The sequence below is a fragment of the Curtobacterium sp. A7_M15 genome, assembly GCF_030705415.1.
GTDB lineage: Bacteria > Actinomycetota > Actinomycetes > Actinomycetales > Microbacteriaceae > Curtobacterium.
Genome location: NZ_JAUZED010000033.1, coordinates 13,043 through 33,182, shown reverse-complemented (window position 1 = coordinate 33,182; position 20,140 = coordinate 13,043). Strand labels below are relative to the sequence as shown.

The window sequence follows — 20,140 nt, the reverse complement described above, 5'->3', positions numbered from 1 at the left end:
TGTTAAGCACGCCGCCAGCGTTCGTCCTGAGCCAGGATCAAACTCTCCGTAAAAAAATTACAACCAACACCCGAAAGTGCCAGCGAGTTGAAACTGACAAAAAGAACTGTCTACTGACAATTCTGTCCATCCAAAAGGAATTGTCTCCGACCCAACCTGCCGAAGCAGACCAGGCACGGGGTCAATAAATTGGCATTGACAATGTGCACGCTGTTGAGTTCTCAAGGACCAGACGCACTCCCCACTCGACCCGTGTGACACAGGCTTCGCCAGAGAGGCATTTCGTCGCCCCGAGGAGACCACTTCGAGAGTGGCTCATCATCGGGATTCGTTGCCTGAGCGGGACCCCGTCCGGACTGCATCTCCGAGTCGATGACCCGGTGACCGTCTCGGCCGTTCCGTTCTCCGCCTCAGCGGCAACGAGTGATTACTCTACACACGCCCCGGGGGCCCCGCCAACCGGGCCGCGCCCCGGGCGTGTCGCGGACGAGGATCCGCGCGGATACGCGGAACGGCCCGCCCCCACGATGGGGAGCGGGCCGCTCGGCGGTGCGGGTCAGTGCTTGGCGATGACCGGGTTCTTCAGGGTGCCGATCCCTTCGATCGTCACCTCGACGACCTCGCCGTCGCGGATCTCGCCGACGCCGGCCGGGGTCCCGGTCAGGATGACGTCACCGGGCAGGAGCGTCCAGATCGAGGACACGAACTCGATGAGCGACGGGATGTCGTGCACCATCTCGCTGGTGGAGCCCACCTGCCGCAGGTCACCGTCCACGCGGGTCTCGATGCGGATGTCCGACGGGTCGATCTCGGTCTCGATCGCCGGCCCGAGCGGGCAGAACGTGTCGAAGCTCTTCGACCGGGTCCACTGGCCGTCGCGTGCCTGCAGGTCGCGGGCGGTCACGTCGTTGGCGATCGTGTAGCCGAGGATGACGCTCGCGAAGTCCTCTCGCGTGACGTTCTTCGCGAGGGAGCCGATCACGATGGCGAGCTCGCCCTCGTGGTCGACGCGTCCGACCCCGGCGGGCAGACGGATCGGGTCCTCCGGGCCGATCACCGACGTGTTCGGCTTGAGGAACACCACCGGGTCGTCCCCGGCGCGCTCGTCCATCTCGGACGCGTGCTCCGCGTAGTTGAGCCCCACGCCGATCACCTTCGAACGCGGGATGACGGGGGCGAGGAGCTTGGCCTCCGACAGAGGCACCCGCTCCCCCGTGGTCTCGAACCCCTGGTACATCGGGTCACCCGCCAGCACGACCAGGTCGCGCTCGTCGAGGATGCCGTACCGGGGGTCTTCGCCCTTGCTGCTGAACCGTGCGATCTTCACCGTTGGAGCCTACCGACGTGTGGTGTGCGTTCAGGCCGGGTCGGTCAGGCGCGTCATCCACCCGTGCGGGTCGGGACGGCGGCCGTACTGGATGTCGGTGAGCTCCTCACGCAGGGACATCGTCAGCTCGCCCGCTCCCACCGTCGGCGACCCGATCGTGAAGCCCTCGCCGCGGAGTTCCGCGATCGGGGTCACCACGGCGGCGGTCCCGCACGCGAAGGCCTCGGTGATGGAACCGTCCTCGACGCCGTCGCGCCACTCGTCGAGGGTCACCCGTCGGCGTTCGACGTGCAGCCCGCGGTCCTCGGCGAGCTGCAGGATCGAGTCGCGCGTGATGCCCTCGAGGATGGAGTCCGAGTCGGGTGTGACGAGCGTCCCGTCCGACTTGACCAGCACCACGTTCATGCCGCCCAGCTCCTCGAGGTACTTGCCCTCGGCCGAGTCGAGGAACATGACCTGCTGGCAACCGTGCTCGTAGGCCTCTTGCTGCGGCAGGAGCGACGAGGCGTAGTTGCCGCCGGTCTTCGCCGCACCCGTGCCGCCCTTGCCGGCCCGGGCGTAGTTCGTGGAGAGCCAGATCGACACCGGCTTCGGCCCGGACGTGAAGTAGGCACCGGCCGGGCTCGCGATGCAGTGGTACGCCACCGCTTGCGCCGCACGCACCCCCAGGAACGACTCCGTCGCGATCATGAACGGGCGCAGGTACAGGCTCGTCTCGGGAGCCGACGGCACCCAGTCGACGTCGGTGCGGACGAGCTGGCGGATGGACTCGACGAAGGTCTCCACCGGCAGCTCCGGCAACGCCAGTCGACGAGCGGACCGCTGGAACCGGCGCGCGTTGGCGTCGGGCCGGAAGGACCAGACCGAGCCGTCGGCGTGCCGGTAGGCCTTCAGTCCCTCGAAGATCTCCTGCGCGTAGTGCAGGACGCTCGCGCTCGGGTCGAGACTGAGCGGGCCGTACGGGTGGACCGAGGCATCGTGCCACCCTGCGTCCAGCGTCCACTGCACGGTGGCCATGTGGTCCGTGAAGTGCTTGCCGAAGCCCGGGTCGGCGAGGATCTCCTCGCGCTCGGCGGCCGCACGGCGTTCGGGCGAGGGGGTGGTGGCGAACGCGGGTGCGAAGTCGGTGTCGGTGCTCATCTGGGGAGACTCCTGTCAGGCGGTGGTGGTGCGTGCCGTGGCCGCGGCGGCGATGGCGTCGCCGATCTCAGCCGTGCGACGCTGCGAGGTGCCCCGGTCGGCGAGGTCGGCCTCGACCGCCCGCGTGACCGCCGACGCGAGGTCGCTGCGACCGATGTGGTCGAGCAGCAGTGCGACGGACAGGATGGCGGCCGTGGGATCGGCCTTCTGCTGACCCGCGATGTCCGGCGCGGAGCCGTGGACCGGCTCGAACATGCTGGGGAAGGTGCCGTCCGGGTTGATGTTGCCCGAGGCCGCCAGACCGATGCCGCCGCTGATCGCGCCGGCCAGGTCGGTGATGATGTCGCCGAAGAGGTTGTCGGTGACGATGACGTCGAACCTAGCAGGTTCCCGCACCATGTGGATGGTGACGGCGTCGACGTGCTGGTAGTCCACCGTGACGTCCGGGTACTCCTGCCCGACGGCCGCGACGGTGCGCTGCCAGAGGGCTCCGGCGTGGACGAGGACGTTGCTCTTGTGCACGAGCGTGAGGTGCTTGCGCGGCCGCCGGTCCGCCAGCGCGAAGGCGTACCGGACGACGCGCTCGACCCCGTACGCGGTGTTCAGCGAGACCTCGGTCGCGATCTCGTTCGGGGTACCGATCCGGATGGCGCCGCCGTTGCCGACGTAGGGTCCCTCGGTGCCCTCGCGCACGACGACGAAGTCCACCTCGCCCGGGGACGACAACGGGGTCGCCACCGACGGGTACACCACCGTCGGACGGAGGTTCACGTAGTGGTCGAACGCGAACCGCAGCTTCAGGAGCAGGCCGCGCTCGATGATCCCGCCGGCCAGCCGCGGGTCGCGGGGGTCGCCGCCGACCGCGCCGAGCAGGATCGCGTCGTGGGTGGCGATGGCGGACATGTCGTCCTCGGTGAGGATGTCCCCGGTCTCGAGGAACCGCGAGGCGCCGAGCGAGAACGCGGTCTCCTCGACGACGAGGTCGTCCGGCAGGACCGCGTGCAGGACCTTCAGGGCCTCGTCGACGACCTCCGGACCGATGCCGTCCCCGCGGATCACCGCGAGCTTCACCGTCTGCGTCATGTCCGCCACTCCCCTACAGCGTGATGTCGATCTCGCGGAGCGAGGCCGCGTCGATCGTGGACCGGACGTGCTCGAGGATCTCCGCCGGGACGGGCGAATCGACGGTGAGGACGCTGAGCGCCTGACCGCCCGCCGCCTCGCGTGAGATCTGCATCGCCGCGATGTTGATGCCGGCGTCGCCGAACTCCTTGCCGTAGACCGCGACGATGCCGGGCCGGTCGGTGTACTCCATCACCACGTGGTGCTCGGCGAGGGCGACCTCGACGTCGTGACCGTTGATCTCGACGAGCTTCGCGACCTGCTTCGGGCCCGTCAGCGTGCCGGACACGCTGATCGCCGGGCCGTCGGACTGGGCCCCGCGGATCGTGAGCACGTTCCGGTACTCCGGGCTGTCCGAGTCGGTGATGAGCCGCACGGTGACCCCGCGCTGCTCTGCGATCAGCGGGGCGTTCACGTACGACACCTGGTCGCTGACGACGTCGGTGAAGACGCCCTTCAGCGCGGCGAGCTTCAGCACGCTGACGTCGAACTCGGCGAGCTCGCCGTGCACCTCGACGTCGATGCTGGTGACGGGCGACGTCGCCAGGCCGGTGAACACCTGACCGAGCTTCTCGACGAGCGGGATGCCCGGCCGCACGTAGGGGTCGATGACGCCGCCGGCGACGTTGACCGCGTCCGGGACGAGCTCGCCGCCGAGGGCGAGCCGCACGGACTTGGCGACCGAGACGCCCGCCTTCTCCTGTGCTTCGTCGGTCGAGGCGCCGAGGTGCGGCGTGACGACGACGTTCGGCAGCGCGACGAGCGGCGAGTCCTTCGGGGGCTCGGAGACGAACACGTCGAGACCGGCGCCGGCGATCGTGTTCGAGGTGAGCGCACGGTGCAGCGCGTCCTCGTCGATCAGCCCGCCACGGGCCACGTTCACGACGAACGCGGTCGGCTTCATGAGCGCGAACTGGTCGTCCGAGATCATGCCCACCGTCTCCGGCGTCTTCGGCATGTGGATCGTGGTGAAGTCGGCGCGCCGCAGCAGGTCCTCGAGCGAGACGAGCTCGACCCCGAGCTGCTGTGCGCGGGCCGTGGTGACGTACGGGTCGTACGCGATCACCTGGACGCCGAACGCCTGCAGACGCTGCGTGATGAGCGCCCCGATGCGGCCGAGGCCGATAATCCCGACGGTCTTCTCGTACAGCTCGACACCGGTGTACGCGGAGCGCTTCCAGGTGCCGGCGGCGAGGGACGCGTGGGCCGCCGGGATGTGGCGCGCGAGCGACAGGATGTGGCCGACCGTGAGCTCGGCGGCGGAGATGATGTTCGAGGTCGGCGCGTTGACGACCATCACCCCGGCGGTGGTCGCCGCCTTGATGTCGACGTTGTCGAGGCCGACACCGGCACGGGCGACGACCTTGAGGTTCGGTGCCGCGGCGATCGCCTCGGCGTCGACCTTGGTGGCGGAGCGCACCAGGATGGCGTGCGCGTCGGCGAGGGAGGCCAGGAGGGCGGGGCGGTCGGTACCGTCCACGTTCCGGATCTCGAAGTCGGGCCCGAGGGCGTCGACTGTGGCGGGCGAGAGTTCTTCGGCGATCAGGACGACCGGCTTCGGCACAGCTGCAGTTTCCTCACACGAGACGGGCGGTATCCCACCATCGTATCGACGCGCGGACGTGGTTACGACCGCAGGGTCGGCCCGGCGGGCGACCACGTGACGGACGGGAGGCGCGGTGCCAGCCGACACCGCGCCTCCCGGCCGTCACGACGTGCGTCCGAAGTCCAGCAGACTCGGGACGAAGAGCTGCAGGTCGAGCCACAGCGCCCCGGCCGCGGCGAAGGCCAACACGAAGACGCCGATGGTCACCGCGAGCCGAGCACGCCGCGTGATCCACAACGCGATGAGGAACGCGACCGGCGCGATCGCGATGTCCAGCACCAGCCAGAGCCACGGGGTGCTGCTCCGGAGCGAGTCTCCGCCGGACGTCGTGTCGAGGAAGGCGTTGAACTCGCGGACCGAGCCCGAGATGGTCACGAGGTTGCCGACGCTCTGCACGGTCATGTACGCGAAGAGCAGCGCGAACACGAGCCAGACGACGACCTTGCCCACGAACGCCCCGGACGGCCGACGGACGCTCGGTGTCGCGGCGGTCACCCGAAGCTCCGCGTCATGAGGAACGGCCACGGGAAGAGGACGAGGGCGCCGAGCAGCATCCACAGCAGGCGGCTCCGCGTGCGCTGTCCGCGGCCGGCCCAGAGCACGACGGTGAACCACAGTGCGGGCGCGACGATGGACAGGAACCGCAGGACCTCGACGAAGACGGTCAGGACCGTGTCGACGTCCGAGACGTACGAGGTCGAGGCCGTGAGCAGCCAGGCCACCGTGTAGAGCAGGTAGAGACCGCCGAAGACACCGAATCCGACGAGCGCGCCGGAGGTCTCGGGGGCCTCCGGGTCACGGCCGGCACGTTCCTTGACGGTGACCGGGTTGTGCGCCGCGTCGACGTGGGTCGCGTCGTCGGCGTCGCCCCAGCTGAGGGCTTCGTCGTCGTGGTCGACCGAGCCGTCGGGCGGGGATGCTGCCGTGGTCATGCCTCGATTCTACGAGGCGCTCCGCTCCGGCTCGACCATGGACGAGCTGTGCGCGGGACGGTCAGGCGTCGGCGGGCTGAGACTCGAGGACCTCGGCGACGACGTCGCGCACCGCGGGGAACAGCGGGTGGCTCTCCATCAGGCCGGTGAGGATCTCGGTGAGGGCGTGGGCCGTGGCACCCGAGCGGAGCAGCGCGTGCAGCTCGATCGACTCGGGGTCGTTCTCGTCGTCGAAGTCGAGCGCGACGCGCACGGCACCGAGCAGGTGGTCGACGGGCAGCCCGCGTTCGGCGAGCTGTGCCGCCGGGCCGACGAAGCGCTCGCGGCGGCCGAGCTTCCGGAGCGGGTTGCGGCCGACGCGCACGGTCGTGTCGGGGAGGTGCGGGTTCGCGATGCGGGAGAGGTTCGCGGCGACGTAGCGCGCGTGCTCCTCCGGGTCGAAGCCGTGCTTCGCGATGAGGAGCGCGGTGGTCTCGGCGAGCACGCCGTCGACCTCGGCGCGGACGGCCTCGTCCTCGAGCGCCTCGCGGATGAGTCGGATGCCCCGCACGTAGCCGTGGTAGGCGGCCGTCGCGTGTGCGGTGTTCACGGTGTAGAGCTTGCGCTCGACGAACGGCTGCAGGTCGTCGACCCAGGTCACGCCGTCGATCGCGGGCGGCTCGGCGTCGGAGCCGGCGAAGGGCGTGCGCTCGATGACCCACTCGTAGAACGGCTCGAGCACGACGTCGAGACCGCCGGACTGGCCGAGCACGCCGGACTGGTCGGGCACGATGCGGTCGATGGCGCAGTTCGCGAAGACGGCGGCGATGTCGCGGTCCTCGAGGATGGGGGCGCGGCGGATGCTGGCGTGCAGCGAGTCCGTGGCGTTGAAGGCGTTCTCGCACGCCACGATCGTCACGTCACCGCGGTCGAGAGGACGCGCCGCCAGCCCCTCGGCGATGACGGGCGCGACGAGCGGCAGGGTGCGGGCACCGACCGCGGTCGTGACGACGTCGGCCTCGGCGATGGCGCGGACGACCTGTTCGCGGTCGGTCTTGCTGCTGAGTGCCCGGAACCCGTAGACCAGGTGCTCGACGGGCATCTCGCCGACCTCGTGCACGACGAACCGGCCGGCTTCGTTCAGGGCCGAGACGACGCGGTCGTCGACGTCCACGAAGGTGAGTTCGTAGCCGCTCGCGACCAGGAACTGCCCGACGAACCCGCGTCCGATCTTGCCGGCGCCGATGTGGACCGCTCGCTTCGTCACCGCCATCCGACGATCCTCCCATGCTGGTGGACGCCCTGCGGACCGCTCGTGCGCGGGCCGGACGACGAGCGTCGCGGAACGGCCCCGGGAACGCCGAGGGGACGCCGGAGTGCGGCGTCGGGGCTGGTCGTGAAGTGCTGCATAACGTTCGGGTCACATCGCGAGGCGGCGGTGCGGGTGCACCGCCGCCTCGAGAGTCGAGTGGTGTTGCGAAGACTACCGCGCGGCGGAACCGTCCACGTAGTCGGCGTCGTTCGACTTCCACGCGAACAGGGCACGGAGCTCGCGGCCGGTGGCCTCGATCGGGTGGCCCTCGCCCTTGGCACGGAGCGCCTTGAACTCCGGCGCGCCCGCGTCCTGGTCGTCGATGAAGCGCTTCGCGAAGGCACCGTTCTGGATGTCCGCGAGGACGGCCTTCATGTTCTCCTTGACGTCCGGCGAGATCACGCGCGGGCCGGAGACGTAGTCACCGAACTCGGCGGTGTCGGAGACCGACCAGCGCTGCTTGGTGAGGCCGCCCTCCCAGATGAGGTCGACGATCAGCTTGAGCTCGTGCAGGACCTCGAAGTACGCGATCTGCGGCTGGTAACCGGCCTCGACGAGGGTCTCGAACCCGTACTGGATGAGCTGCGAGGTGCCACCGCACAGGACGGCCTGCTCGCCGAACAGGTCGGTCTCGGTCTCCTCGGTGAAGGTGGTCTTGATGCCGCCGGAGCGGAGGCCGCCGATGGCCTTGGAGTACGACCAGGCGAGGTCCCAGGCGGAGCCCGAGGCGTCGACCTCGACGGCGACGATCACGGGGACGCCGCGGCCGGCCTCGTACTCGCGGCGAACCGTGTGGCCCGGGCCCTTCGGCGCGACGAGCGACACGTCGACGCCCTCCGGGGCCTCGATGTAGCCGAAGCGGATGTTGAAGCCGTGGCCGAAGACGAGCGTGGCGCCGTCCTTGAGGTTCGGCTTGATGTCCTCGGCGTAGACGATGCGCTGCACCTGGTCCGGCGCGAGGATGACGACGACGTCGGCCCACGCGGTGGCGTCGGCCGGGGTCAGCACCTCGAAGCCGGCCTCTTCGGCCTTCTGGCGGCTCTTCGAGCCCTCCTGCAGGCCGACCTTGACCTCGACACCGCTGTCGCGGAGGTTGAGGGCGTGGGCGTGGCCCTGCGAGCCGTACCCGATGACGGCGACCTTCTTGCCCTGGATGAGCGTCAGGTCTGCGTCGGCGTCGTACACGATGTCAGTCACGGTGGTGGTTCTCCTGTGGTCGGTTCGGGAAGCGTTCGTTGCGTGGAGTCTGGATGAGACGGACCGGAGGCGCGGTGCGGGTGGCGACCCGCGCCTCCAGTCCGCCACGGGTCGCGGTCAGCGCACCCGGTCGGTGATGCTCTTGGGCCCACGGCCCATACCGAGGAGGCCCGCACGGGCGAGTTCCTTGATGCCGTAGGGCTCGAGCACGCGGAGGATCGCCTGGATCTTGCCGGGGTCGCCGGTCACCTCGACGATGAGCGAGTCGTTCGCGACGTCGACGACCTGTGCACGGAACAGGTTCACTGCTTCGAGCACGGCCGAGCGCGTCTGGTTGTCCACCCGCACCTTCACGAGCATGTGCTCGCGCTGCACGGACTGCGAGAAGTCCAGCTCGACGATCTTGATGACGTTGACGAGCTTGTTGAGCTGCTTCGTCACCTGCTCGAGCGGGAGGTCCTCGACGTCGACGACGACGGTGATCCGGCTGAGGCCGTCGACCTCGGTGTTGCCGACGGCGAGGGACTCGATGTTGAAGCCGCGCCGGGCGAACAGGCCGGCGACGCGGGTCAGCAGACCGGGCTTGTCCTCGACGAGGAGGGAGAGGACGTGGCTCATGCGGTTTCCCCCGTCATGTCGGCGTCTTCGTCGTCCCAGGTGGGTGCCTGCGCCTGGGCGTACTCGATGGACGAGTTGCTGACACCCTGCGGGACCATCGGCCAGACCATGGAGTCACGGCTCACGACGAAGTCGATGACCACGGGCCGGTCGTTCGTCGCGAGGGCCAGCTCGATGGCGGCGTCGACCTCGTCCGCCTTCTCGACGCGGATGCCGAGGGCACCGTACGCGTCGGCCAGCTTCACGAAGTCGGGCACCCGGCGCGAGGCGTGACCGGTCTCGAGGTCGGTGAACGAGTGGCGGCCGTCGTAGAACAGCGTCTGCCACTGGCGCACCATGCCGAGCGACGAGTTGTTGATCACCGCGACCTTGATCGGGATGTCGTTGATGACGCAGGTCGCGAGCTCCTGGTTCGTCATCTGGAAGCAGCCGTCGCCGTCGATCGCCCAGACGACGCGGTCCGGCTCGGCGACCTTCGCCCCCATCGCGGCCGGCACGGAGTACCCCATGGTGCCCGCACCGCCGGAGTTCAGCCAGGCGTGCGGACGCTCGTACTGGATGAACTGCGCCGACCACATCTGGTGCTGACCGACGCCGGAGGCGTAGATCGCCTCGGGGCCGCTCAGCTCGCCGATGCGGCGGATGATCGCCTGCGGCGCGAGCAGGCCGTCGGTCGGTTCCGCGTAGCCGAGCGGGAAGTCGACCTTGAGCTGCTCGAGCTTCGCCCACCACGCGACAGTGCTCGCGCGCTGGTCGGTCGGGATCCCGCTCCAGGCGTCGAGCAGGTCGACGAGCACCTCTCTCGCGTCGCCCACGATCGGGACGTCCGCGAAGCGGATCTTCGAGATCTCGGCCGGGTCGATGTCGACGTGCACGACCTTGGCGTGCGGGGCGAACTCGTCCGCCTTTCCGGTCACGCGGTCGTCGAACCGGGCCCCGAGCGCGACGATGAGGTCGCTGTCCTGCAGGCCGAGCACCGCCGGCACCGTGCCGTGCATGCCGGGCATGCCGAGGTGCTGGGGGTGCGAGTCCGGGAACGCGCCGCGGGCCATCAGCGTCGTCACGACCGGCGCACCGGTGGCCTCGGCGAACGCCCGGAGCTCGGCCGTCGCACCGGAGCGGACGACACCGCCGCCGACGTACAGCACCGGGCGCTCGGACTCGGCGAGGAGCTGCGCGGCCGCGGCGATCTGCTTGCCGTGCGCCTTCGTCACGGGACGGTAGCCCGGCAGGTCGATCTTGGGCGGCCAGACGTAGGGCGCGGACTTCTGCTGCGCGTCCTTCGTGATGTCGACGAGCACCGGGCCCGGACGACCGGTCGTGGCGATCTGGTACGCCGCCGCGAGGGTCGCCGGCACGTCGGCGGGGTCGGTCACCAGGAACGAGTGCTTCGTGATCGGCATCGTGATGCCGACGATGTCCGCTTCTTGGAAGGCGTCCGTGCCCATCAGGGTGGAGAACACCTGGCCGGTGATCGCGATGAAGGGCACCGAGTCCATGTAGGCGTCCGCGATCGCGGTGACGAGGTTCGTCGCGCCGGGACCCGAGGTCGCGATCGCGACGCCGACCTTGCCGGAGGCCGAGGCGTAGCCCTCGGCGGCGTGGCCGGCGCCCTGCTCGTGCCGGACGAGGACGTGGCGGATCGTCTGCGACGCCATGAGCTCGTCGTAGAACGGGATGATCGCACCGCCCGGCAGGCCGAAGACGTCGGTGATCCCGAGGTGCTCGAGCGTCCGGAGGACGGCTCCCGAGCCGGTCAGGATCTCCGGCGTCCGGCGTGCACCGGCGGCCGCGGACAGCGGAGTGGCTTCCGTGGGCATGAGGTGTTCCTTGCCTGGAGAGATGGCGATGGTGCGTGTGTCGACGCTAGCCCGTGACCGCGCCCTTGGCGGCGGACTGGACGAGCTTCGCGAACTTCGCGAGGACTCCGCGGGTGTAGCGCGGGGGCAGCGGGGCCCAGCCTTCGCGGCGGGCTTCCAGCTCGGCTTCGTCGACCAGTAGGTCGAGGGAGCGAGCCGCGATGTCGACACGGATGCGGTCGCCATCGCGCACGAATGCGACTGGACCTGCGTCCACCGCTTCCGGTGCGATGTGGCCGATGCACAGGCCGGTTGTGCCGCCTGAGAATCGTCCGTCCGTCAACAGTAGTACATCCTTGCCGAGGCCCGCGCCCTTGATGGCCGCCGTGATGGCGAGCATCTCGCGCATGCCCGGGCCGCCCTTGGGCCCCTCGTACCGGATGATGACGACGTCGCCCTTCTGGATCGTCCCCTCGGTGAGGGCGTCCATGGCGGCGCGCTCGCGGTCGAACACCCGCGCGGGTCCCTCGAAGACCTCGGCGTCGAAGCCCGCCGTCTTCACGACGGCGCCCTCGGGCGCGAAGGTGCCCTTGAGGATCGTCAGGCCACCGGTGGCGTGGATCGGGTCGTCGAGCTTCCGGAAGACCTCGCCGTCGAGCTCGGGCGGGTCGATCTCGGCCAGGTTCTCGGCCATGGTCTTGCCCGTCACGGTCATGACGTCGCCGTGCAGCAGCCCGGCGTCGAGCAGTGCCTTCATGATCACCGGGATGCCGCCGTTGCGGTCCACGTCGACCATGACGTACTTGCCGAACGGCTTCATGTCGGCGAGGTGCGGGACCTTCGAGCCGATGCGGTTGAAGTCGTCGAGCGTCAGTTCGACCTCGGCCTCGTGCGCGATCGCGAGCAGGTGGAGGACGACGTTCGTCGAGCCACCGAGCGCCATGGCGACGGTGATGGCGTTCTCGAACGCCTCCTTCGTGAGGATCTGGCGGGCGGTTATCCCCTTGCGGAGCATGTTCACCACGGCCTCACCGGAGCGGTGCGCGTAGTAGTCACGGCGCCGGTCGGCACTGGGCGGTGCCGCCGATCCCGGGAGCGACATGCCGAGTGCTTCGGCGACCGACGCCATCGTGTTGGCCGTGTACATCCCGCCGCAGGCGCCCTCGCCCGGGACGATGGCGCACTCGATCTCCTTGAGCTCCGCCTCGGTGATCTTGCCGGCCTTGCACGCTCCGACCCCTTCGAAGGAGTCGATGATCGTGACCTCCTTGAGGGAGCCGTCGGCCTGCTTCACGTACCCGGGCATGACCGAGCCGGCGTAGAGGAAGACGCTCGCGAGGTCGAGACGCGCGGCTGCCATGAGCATGCCGGGCAGGGACTTGTCACAGCCGGCGAGCAGGACGGTGCCGTCCAGCCGCTCGGCGTTCACGACGGTCTCGACGCTGTCCGCGATGACCTCGCGCGAGACGAGGGAGAAGTGCATGCCCTCGTGGCCCATCGAGATACCGTCGGAGACGGAGATGGTGCCGAACTGGAGCGGGTACCCGCCGCCGGAGTGGACGCCCTCCTTCGCCCCCTGCGCGAGGCGGTCGAGGGAGAGGTTGCACGGGGTGATCTCGTTCCACGAGGAGGCGATGCCGATCTGCGGCTTCTCCCAGTCCTCGTCCCCCATCCCGACGGCACGCAGCATGCCACGCGAGGTGGTTGCTTCGATCCCGTCGGTGACGACCCGGCTGCGCGGCTTGACGTCGATATCAGGCATGGGGTGAGTCTAGGCGCAGTTGGGATACCAAGCCGACAACTCGATGCGTCCGCATGATCGCGACGGGGTCCGAACGGGTCCGGGAGGCGCGGATCACCCGGTCAGCGCACCGCACGCAGGCGCGCGAGCCGCTTCAGGACGTCGGTGAGCGCCGCCGGGTCGTCGACGCGGTAGCCGGCGAGCGTGTCGCCCTCCCCCACCTTCACCCCGACGTCGCCGTCGCGGAGCACGCGGAAGGCGTCCTCGTCGGTGACGTCGTCGCCGGCGAAGAACACCGCGTCGGCACCGTGCAGGTCGCGGAGCCGGGCGATCGCGTCGCCCTTGGTGACGTGCCGGACGGCGAACTCGAGGATGTCCTTGCCGCCACGTTCGAGGACGTCCGGGTCGGCGTCGTGGGCTGCGGCACTCGCGGCGGCGTTCGCCTCGGCCGCGACCTCGGCGCTCACCCGGCGGGTGTGCACCCCGTGACCGGCGGGCTTGTGCTCGATCACGACGCCCGGGAACCGTGCCCCGACCTCGTCGAGCGCGGTGCCGATGCGGGCGACGCGGGACTGTTCGTCCTCGGTGAGCGCCGCCTCGTCGTGGCCGTCGACGCGCCACTCGACGCCGTGCGACCCGACGAGGGCCATCTCGGCGGGGGCGTGCGTCACCGCGGCGAGGCTGTCCAGCGGACGCCCGGACACCAGGACGACCTCGGTGTCCTTCGCACGCTGCAGGGTGAGGACGGCCGCCCACGAGCCGGGCAGCGCGCCGACCTCGGACGGGTCGTCGGCGAACGGCGCGAGCGTGCCGTCGAAGTCGAGGGCGACCAGGAGTCGCGGCCGAGCCGCGAGCGTCTCGAGGACCTGGTCGACGACTGCCTGGTCGGTGGTCGGCTCAGGCATCACGCGGCTCCCGGGTGTCCTCGGCGGCACGCGCCGTCTGGGCGTCCTGGTCGAAGATCGACATGGTGTCGGTCTGCGCCTCGCGGTGCCGGTCCTTCGGGTCCACCGCGGAGGGGTCGATCTGCGCGTTCTTCGGGGCGTGGCGGTCGAGCGCCTCGAGGAACGAGCGAGACCAGCGCGCAACGTCGTTGTCGCGGACGCGCTTGCGGAGTGCCCGCATGCGGGTCGAGCGCTCGCGTCGCGGCATCTCGATCGCGCGCTGGATCGAGTCCTTCAGCGCGCCGATGTCGTGCGGGTTGACGATGACGGCCTGCTTCAGCTCGTCGGCGGCACCGGCGAACTCGGACAGGATCAGGACGCCGTCGTTGTCGAACCGGGCCGCGACGTACTCCTTGGCGACGAGGTTCATGCCGTCGCGCAGGGCCGTGACGAGCATGATGTCGGCGGCGAGGTAGAGCGCCACCATCTCCTCGCGCGGGTAGCCGTGGTGGAGGTAGGCGATCGGCTGGTGCCCGATCACACCGAGGTCTCCGTTGATCCGACCGACCGTGAGCTCGATCTCGTCGCGGAGGGCGGCGTAGGTGTCGACGCGCTCGCGGCTCGGACTGGCGACCTGCACGAGCGTCGCGTCCTCCACCGCGACGCGTCCGTCCTCGACGAGTTCGCCGAACGCCTTGATCCGGTGCCGGATGCCCTTCGTGTAGTCGAGGCGGTCGACGCCGAGCAGCACCGTCTTCGGGTTGCCGAGACTCGCCCGGATCTCCCGCGCGCGCTCCTGGACCTCGGGTCGGTGGGCGATCTCCTCGAAGCCGGCGGCGTCGATGGAGATCGGGAAGTGCCGTGCCTCGACGTGCCGCACGGTGATGCCCTTGCGACTGCGCGGTGCGTCCGGGTCGTCCACGGGGACGTCGATCGTCTGCCCCTTGGTCGTGTAGCCCTTGATGTGCCGGACCGCCCGGAGGAAGTCGCTCGCGTCGTCGTGCCGCTGGAAGCCGATGACGTCCGCCCCGAGCAGGCCGTCGAGGATCTGCGCGCGCCACGGGAGCTGGGCGTAGATGCCGACGGGCGGGAACGGGATGTGGTTGAAGAAGCCGATCGTCACGTCGGGGCGGAGTGCGCGGAGCAGCGCCGGGACGAGCTGGAGCTGGTAGTCCTGCACCCAGACGATGCCGTCCTGCTCGACGATCTCGGCGATCTGCTCGGCGAAGCGCTGGTTCACGCGCTTGTAGGCGTTCCACCAGTCGCGGTGGTAGCTCGGGTGCTCGATGACGTCGTGGTAGAGCGGCCAGAGGGTGTCGTTGCTGAACCCCTCGTAGTACTCCTCGACGTCGTCGTCGCTGAGGGGCACCGGCACGATGTGGATGCCCTCGTTGTCGAACGGGGCGACCTCGACGTCGGGCTGGCCGACCCAGCCGACCCAGGCACCGTCGTTGGCGCGCATCACCGGCTCGAGCGCGGTGACGAGTCCGCCTGGCGAGTGCCGCCAGCCCTCGTTGCCGTCCTCGTCGACGACGCGGTCCACCGGCAGGCGGTTCGAGGCGACGACGAAGGCGTAGCGGGTCTGATCGGTGCGGGGTGCTGCCATGGGGTGCTGGGGTCTCCGTTCCGCCCGGCACGGCCGCCGGGTCCGGTGCCGAAGTTACCAGCGTGCCGACAGCGGATTCACGGCGGATCGGCGGGTTCCGGTACGCTGCGGTCATCGTGTCGGGGGGACACGCTGGTGCCGCACGGGATCGTCACCGCCTCTCGACGAGAGAGAGGACCCCACCGCCGTGAGCGACCAGTCGCCCGTTCCGCCCGTCCCGCCCGCACAGCCCGGTCCTCCGGTGGGCGCGCCCGCCGCGCCGGACCCGCTCGGCCGGCTGCTCCGCGCCGTCCCCGGTCGCGACTGGGTCGCCGCCGTCGTCGCGGCGGTCGGTGGATGGGTCGCCGCGTACGTCATCGCGGCCGTCTCGCTGTTCCTGACCGTCGCCGTGGCCGCCGGCTCCGCCTCAGGGTCGACGGGCTCGTCGTCCGGTCTCGGCACCGGCGGCTCGGACCTCGGCGCGACCGGAGCACCGGACGTCCAGTCCCTGCTGTCGGGCGTGAGCGTGCTGCTGGGCTCCCCGGCGCAGCTCGTCGCCCTCGCGGACCTCGGCCGACTGCACGGCTCCGGCTCGATCCTCCTGCTCGGCTCCGGGTCCGGCTCGATCGGCGTCGTGCCGGTGCTCGTGCTCGCCGCCCAGGTCGTGCTCGCGGTCGTGCTCACGCGCCGGATCCGGAGCCGGGTGCTCGCACTCCCCCAGCTGGTCGTGACGGCGGTCCTCGCCGGCCTCGTGACCACCGCGGTCACCACGCTCGCGGGCCTCGTGCTCGCCATCCGGTTCCCCGCCGTCTCCGGCGCGCAGATCGACCCCGTGCACGCCGTCGGGATCGGGAGCGTGCTCGGGTCGTTCGCGATCGGAACCCTCGCGGTGCTCGCGGCCCGGCCGTCGCTGCTCGTCGGTCGGAGCACCTCCCTCGCCCGGGCGCTCGGCGCCCTGCGGGTCGTGGCCTGGCAGCTCGGCGGTCTCCTCGTCCTGCTCGCCGTCGTCCTCGTCGTCGTCGCGCTCGTCGCGCAGCCGTCGTGGGGCGCCGCCCTGCCGCTGCTGCTCGGCAACGCCGCCGTCGCCCTCACCGCGCTCGGCTTCCTCGGCGGGGTCGGCACGTCCGGCCTGGGCGGCGCGGGCGGCGACGCCTCGGTGTTCGCCGGCGCCGGCGGCTGGACCTGGGTCGTCGTCCTGCTGGTGGTCGTCACCTCGTTCGCGGCCGGTCTGGCGCTGGCCGTGCGCCGGAACGACCGGGTCCGCACGACGCTCGACTGGGTCGTGACGCCCGTGGTCTGGTTCGTCGCCGGACTCGTGCTCTTCGTGCTCGGCACCGGTGTCGTGTCGTACCAGGTGACCGGTACGACCGCGGTCGGCGGATCCGGGTCGGTCGGCGTCACCCCGTGGACGCCGGTCGTGTTCGCGCTCTGGGGCGGAGCGGTCGAGGTCGTCGCCCGGTACGCCGCGCCGGCGCTGCTCCCCCGTCTCGGCGGCGGTGTGCTGCTGCGGACGGCGCGCGTGGTCGGCACCGACCCGGTGCCGGCGGTGGTCGCACCGGTGTGGACGACGCCCGCTGACACCACGACCCCGACCGGGAACGCGATCCCCGAGGCGGGCACCCCCACCGTGACCGACGCCGCCACGCCGACACAGTCCGTCCAGCCGTCCCAGCCCTTCGTCGGCCAGGCGGCGCCGGCACCGGCACCCATGTCCCCGCGGGCGAAGAAGATCCTCGTGCGGTCCCTCGTCGCCGGCGGCGCGGTCGTCGTGGTCGTCGTGGCCGGAGCGATCACCACGGGCGTGCTCCGCACCAGCGTCTGGGGTCCCGGCCCCACGGCCCGCTCCTACGTCGACGCGATCGCGACGGGCGACGCGGACACCGCGGCGAGCCTGAGCGAGGTCACCGGCGACGCGTCGATGCTGGACGCCGCCGTGCTGCGGAGCGCGAAGGACCGCCCCACCGACGTCCGCGTCGGCCGGGTGTCGACCAGCGGCGACACGGCGTACGCCAACGTCACCTTCGAGCAGGGCGGCGCGCAGCGCTCGGGTCGGATCGTCCTCGAACGCACGGGCACGTCGTTCCTCGTCAAGGACGAGTGGCGCGTCACCGAGCCGCTGACCGACCGCGTGACGGTCACCGCCGGCGAGGTGCTCGAGGGTGCCGACGTGACGGTCGGCGGCAAGAAGGTCGGCGAGATCGAGAACGGCACGTTCCAGTCGCTCGCCTACCCGGGCAGCTACCGGGTCACGGTCGGCGGCACCGAGTACTTCACGGGTGGCACCGAGACGCTCCGCGTGGGCTCCTCGGCCTCGCCGTACGCCGACTTCGAGGCGAAGCCCACGAAGCGGCTCGAGACCGACGCCGAGCAGTACGTGTCGGACCGCATCGACGACTGCGCGCAGAAGACGGACATCAGCTACTCGGACGGCTGCCCCTGGTACGGCCCGTACGACGCCGACGGCGCGGTGCAGTACGACGTCCGGTCGAAGCCGGAGCTCGAGGTGCGGTCCTCCGGAGGCGGGCTCGTCGAGGTGCGGAGCACCCGCGACGGCACGATCGGGTACTCGTACCGCGACTACTTCGGCGACGCCCAGCAGAGCGAGGACACGTTCGACGTCGACGTCTACCTGAAGGTCGAGGACGGGAAGCTCGTCTCGGCGTACTGAGGACACGCACCGCGTGCACGGCCGACCCTGGGGTTCCGGGGTCGGCCGTCTCACTAGGCTCGACCCATGGTCATGACACGGGCGTGGCGGAACGGCACCGCGGCGGAACAGGACTTCCCGGTCGACCGGATCTCCGACCTCGTCGCCGAGGACGACACGTTCGTGTGGGTGGACTACACCGATCCCGAGGCCTCCGACCTCGAGCAGGTCGAGACCGAGCTCGGGATCCACGCGCTCGCCGTCGAGGACGCCGTCGAACGAGGGCAGCGCCCGAAGCTCGACCGGTACCGCGACAGCCTCTTCCTGGTCGTCTACGACGTGGGCGGTCTCGACGACGCGGGCGACCTCACCACGCACGAGGTGAAGGCCTTTGTGACGGAGCGCGCCCTCGTCACGATCCACGGCGCCGACGTCGACACCGGTGCCGTCGAGCGCCGACTGAGCGCGAACACCGACATCGCGGACCACGGCGTCCCCTGGCTGATGTGGGGGCTGCTCGACGCGGTGACGGACCACGCCACGACCGCGATCGAGGACATCGAGCGCCGGATCGACGAGCTCGAGGAGGACCTCTTCGGGCACGGCAACCCGCGCGAGAAGCAGATCCAGCGACGGTCGTTCCGCCTGCGCAAGGCGCTCGCCGTCCTCCGCCGCCAGGTCGTCCCCACCCGGGACAGCGTCGCGTCCCTGCTGCACGGGGACGCCGAGACGATCTCGGACGGCATCCGCCCCTACTTCCGCGACGTCGAGGACCACCTGGTGACGATCAGGGACTCCGTCGACCAGCTGCGCGACGCGGTGTCGAGCGTCCTCGACACCAACCTCAACCTGGCGTCGAACCGGCAGAACACGGTCATGAAGAAGGTGACGAGCTGGGCGGCGATCATCGCCATCCCGACGGCCATCACGGGCTTCTTCGGGCAGAACGTCACGTTCCCGGGCGAGAGCCACTGGAGCGGGCTGTGGCTCTCGCTCGGCCTCATCGTCACGACGTCCCTCGTGCTCTACCGGGTCTTCAAGTCGAAGGACTGGCTCTAGATCCGCAGCGCGAGCACACCGGCGACGACGGTGAGCGGCGCCACGACGCACCCGAGCGCCATGTACCGCCCCCAGGACAGGTGGACGCCCTCGGACGACAACCGCGCGTGCCACAGCAGCGTCGCGAGCGATGCCCACGGCGTGATGAGGCAACCGGCGTTGACGCCGACGAGGAGCGCCGCGTAGCGCAGGGCCTCGTGCCCGGCCGCCGGCTCGAGGACCAGGTAGGCGGGCAGGTTGTCGATGGCGTTCGCCGCCACCGCGCCCGCGCCCCCCAGGGCCAGGAGCGATCCCGTGCCGGTGCCGCCCGACAGCGCTGCCACGATCGGATCGGTGATCCCCGTCGTGTGCAGGGTCTCGACGACCACGAACAGCCCTGCCGCGAAGACGAGCGTCGACCACGGCACACGCGACGGCTTGAGCTCCGACGGCGCCCGGAAGGCCGCGACGACCACGAGCACGACGGCCGCGGCGATCGCGGCGATCCACACGGTCACGCCGGCGGTCAGGGCGACCACGAGGGCGACGAGCACCGCCGACGCCGACCAGAAGAACACCGGATCGGTCGCGGCCCGCACGGACACGGGCGTGTACCGACCGAAGAGCTTGCCGCGGAACACCACGAGGAGCACCGCGCACGGGACCACCACTCCGGCGAGCGCCGCCCACACCATGAGCCCCGCGAACGGGATCGGCCCGTCGAGTCCGATCCGGTCGACGGCGAGCAGGTTCGTCAGGTTCGACACCGGCAGCAGCAGCGACGCGGTGTTCGCGAGCCACACGGTCGTCAGCGCGAACGGCATCGGCGGGAGTCCGACCCCACGGGCGAGTGTGATGACGATCGGGGTGAGCAGCACCGCCGTGGTGTCGATGGACAGGAACACGGTGCAGAGGACCGCGAGCACGACGACGGCTCCCCAGAGTCCGATCGTGCGACCGCCCCCGACGCGGGCGGCGACGTCGGCGAGCCGGTCGAAGACCCCGGCGTCGGCCGCGAGCTCGGCGACGACGGTGAGGCCGAGCACGAACGCCAGTACCGGGACGACCCGGTCGGCGAGCTCGGCGAGGTCGGACAGTGGGAGCAGCCCGAGGGCGACGCACAGCGCGCCGACCACGAGCAGGACTCCGCCGATGACGGCCTGGCGCACGCTGACTCCTCGAACTGCGGGACCGGCGGGGTGACCGGCGGCGC

General features: G+C 70.5%; 16 protein-coding genes. 2 read left to right on the top strand and 14 right to left on the bottom strand.

From position 1 onward, the window contains the following. Nucleotides 1-556 precede the first annotated feature (556 nt). The 13 genes from Q7F20_RS08345 to otsA form a co-directional block, all read right to left on the bottom strand. Nucleotides 557-1,327, bottom strand: coding sequence for a fumarylacetoacetate hydrolase family protein (locus tag Q7F20_RS08345; RefSeq protein ID WP_305739648.1), 771 nt, complete (start codon nt 1,325-1,327; stop codon nt 557-559). 30 nt (nt 1,328-1,357) lie between these two features. Continuing rightward, nucleotides 1,358-2,467: a branched-chain amino acid aminotransferase gene (locus Q7F20_RS08340; RefSeq protein ID WP_305739647.1), complete on the bottom strand. Its 1,110-nt coding sequence runs from the start codon at nt 2,465-2,467 to the stop codon at nt 1,358-1,360. Between the two features lie 15 nt (nt 2,468-2,482). After that, nucleotides 2,483-3,550: a 3-isopropylmalate dehydrogenase gene (locus Q7F20_RS08335; protein WP_305739646.1), complete on the bottom strand. Its 1,068-nt coding sequence runs from the start codon at nt 3,548-3,550 to the stop codon at nt 2,483-2,485. A gap of 13 nt (nt 3,551-3,563) precedes the next feature. Continuing rightward, nucleotides 3,564-5,153: a phosphoglycerate dehydrogenase gene (gene serA, locus Q7F20_RS08330; RefSeq protein WP_305739645.1), complete on the bottom strand. Its 1,590-nt coding sequence runs from the start codon at nt 5,151-5,153 to the stop codon at nt 3,564-3,566. Nucleotides 5,154-5,297: 144 nt separating this feature from the next. Next, complete coding sequence (locus Q7F20_RS08325; RefSeq protein WP_305739644.1) at nt 5,298-5,690, bottom strand: hypothetical protein; 393 nt, start codon at nt 5,688-5,690, stop codon at nt 5,298-5,300. Further along, nucleotides 5,687-6,127 carry a hypothetical protein gene (locus tag Q7F20_RS08320; protein WP_305739643.1) on the bottom strand — a complete coding sequence of 147 codons (441 nt, stop codon included), beginning with the start codon at nt 6,125-6,127 and terminating at the stop codon, nt 5,687-5,689. The genes Q7F20_RS08325 and Q7F20_RS08320 overlap by 4 nt, the downstream gene beginning before the upstream one ends. A gap of 61 nt (nt 6,128-6,188) precedes the next feature. Next, entirely contained in the window at nt 6,189-7,379 is a 1,191-nt protein-coding gene (locus Q7F20_RS08315; protein ID WP_305739642.1) for a mannitol-1-phosphate 5-dehydrogenase, read from the bottom strand. A gap of 210 nt (nt 7,380-7,589) precedes the next feature. Next, entirely contained in the window at nt 7,590-8,615 is a 1,026-nt protein-coding gene (ilvC, locus tag Q7F20_RS08310; RefSeq protein WP_305739641.1) for a ketol-acid reductoisomerase, read from the bottom strand. Nucleotides 8,616-8,732: 117 nt separating this feature from the next. After that, nucleotides 8,733-9,233 (bottom strand): acetolactate synthase small subunit, encoded by a 501-nt coding sequence (gene ilvN, locus Q7F20_RS08305; RefSeq protein WP_022907763.1) that lies wholly within the window; start codon nt 9,231-9,233, stop codon nt 8,733-8,735. Next, on the bottom strand, nt 9,230-11,053 hold the full coding sequence (locus tag Q7F20_RS08300; protein WP_305739640.1) for an acetolactate synthase large subunit: 1,824 nt from the start codon (nt 11,051-11,053) through the stop codon (nt 9,230-9,232). Before Q7F20_RS08300 ends, ilvN begins: the two co-directional genes overlap by 4 nt. 46 nt (nt 11,054-11,099) lie before the next feature. Then, on the bottom strand, nt 11,100-12,794 hold the full coding sequence (gene ilvD / locus Q7F20_RS08295; RefSeq protein ID WP_305739639.1) for a dihydroxy-acid dehydratase: 1,695 nt from the start codon (nt 12,792-12,794) through the stop codon (nt 11,100-11,102). A 101-nt stretch (nt 12,795-12,895) separates the two neighbouring features. After that, on the bottom strand, nt 12,896-13,678 hold the full coding sequence (gene otsB, locus Q7F20_RS08290) for a trehalose-phosphatase (protein ID WP_305739638.1): 783 nt from the start codon (nt 13,676-13,678) through the stop codon (nt 12,896-12,898). Next, entirely contained in the window at nt 13,671-15,263 is a 1,593-nt protein-coding gene (gene otsA, locus Q7F20_RS08285; protein ID WP_305739637.1) for an alpha,alpha-trehalose-phosphate synthase (UDP-forming), read from the bottom strand. The genes otsB and otsA overlap by 8 nt, the downstream gene beginning before the upstream one ends. Before the next feature lie 241 nt (nt 15,264-15,504). Between otsA and Q7F20_RS08280 the strand changes: the two genes are divergently transcribed. Then, entirely contained in the window at nt 15,505-17,910 is a 2,406-nt protein-coding gene (locus Q7F20_RS08280) for a hypothetical protein (RefSeq protein ID WP_305739636.1), read from the top strand. Between the two features lie 66 nt (nt 17,911-17,976). Beyond that, complete coding sequence (locus Q7F20_RS08275) at nt 17,977-18,948, top strand: magnesium transporter CorA family protein (RefSeq protein WP_305739635.1); 972 nt, start codon at nt 17,977-17,979, stop codon at nt 18,946-18,948. On the opposite strand, the gene Q7F20_RS08270 is transcribed toward Q7F20_RS08275, so the two are convergent. Then, nucleotides 18,945-20,096: an SLC13 family permease gene (locus tag Q7F20_RS08270; protein ID WP_305739634.1), complete on the bottom strand. Its 1,152-nt coding sequence runs from the start codon at nt 20,094-20,096 to the stop codon at nt 18,945-18,947. The genes Q7F20_RS08275 and Q7F20_RS08270 overlap by 4 nt on opposite strands. Nucleotides 20,097-20,140: the final 44 nt, after the last annotated feature.

Bases quoted from the DNA above. Each gene is read 5' to 3' on its own strand.
- otsB (WP_305739638.1), bottom strand. From the start codon at position 13,678: ATGCCTGAGCCGACCACCGACCAGGCAGTCGTCGACCAGGTCCTCGAG.
- Q7F20_RS08300 (WP_305739640.1), bottom strand. From the start codon at position 11,053: ATGCCCACGGAAGCCACTCCGCTGTCCGCGGCCGCCGGTGCACGCCGG.
- ilvN (WP_022907763.1), bottom strand. From the start codon at position 9,233: ATGAGCCACGTCCTCTCCCTCCTCGTCGAGGACAAGCCCGGTCTGCTG.
- otsA (WP_305739637.1), bottom strand. From the start codon at position 15,263: ATGGCAGCACCCCGCACCGATCAGACCCGCTACGCCTTCGTCGTCGCC.
- Q7F20_RS08335 (WP_305739646.1), bottom strand. From the start codon at position 3,550: ATGACGCAGACGGTGAAGCTCGCGGTGATCCGCGGGGACGGCATCGGT.
- Q7F20_RS08320 (WP_305739643.1), bottom strand. From the start codon at position 6,127: ATGACCACGGCAGCATCCCCGCCCGACGGCTCGGTCGACCACGACGAC.
- ilvD (WP_305739639.1), bottom strand. From the start codon at position 12,794: ATGCCTGATATCGACGTCAAGCCGCGCAGCCGGGTCGTCACCGACGGG.
- Q7F20_RS08340 (WP_305739647.1), bottom strand. From the start codon at position 2,467: ATGAGCACCGACACCGACTTCGCACCCGCGTTCGCCACCACCCCCTCG.
- Q7F20_RS08315 (WP_305739642.1), bottom strand. From the start codon at position 7,379: ATGGCGGTGACGAAGCGAGCGGTCCACATCGGCGCCGGCAAGATCGGA.
- Q7F20_RS08275 (WP_305739635.1), top strand. From the start codon at position 17,977: ATGGTCATGACACGGGCGTGGCGGAACGGCACCGCGGCGGAACAGGAC.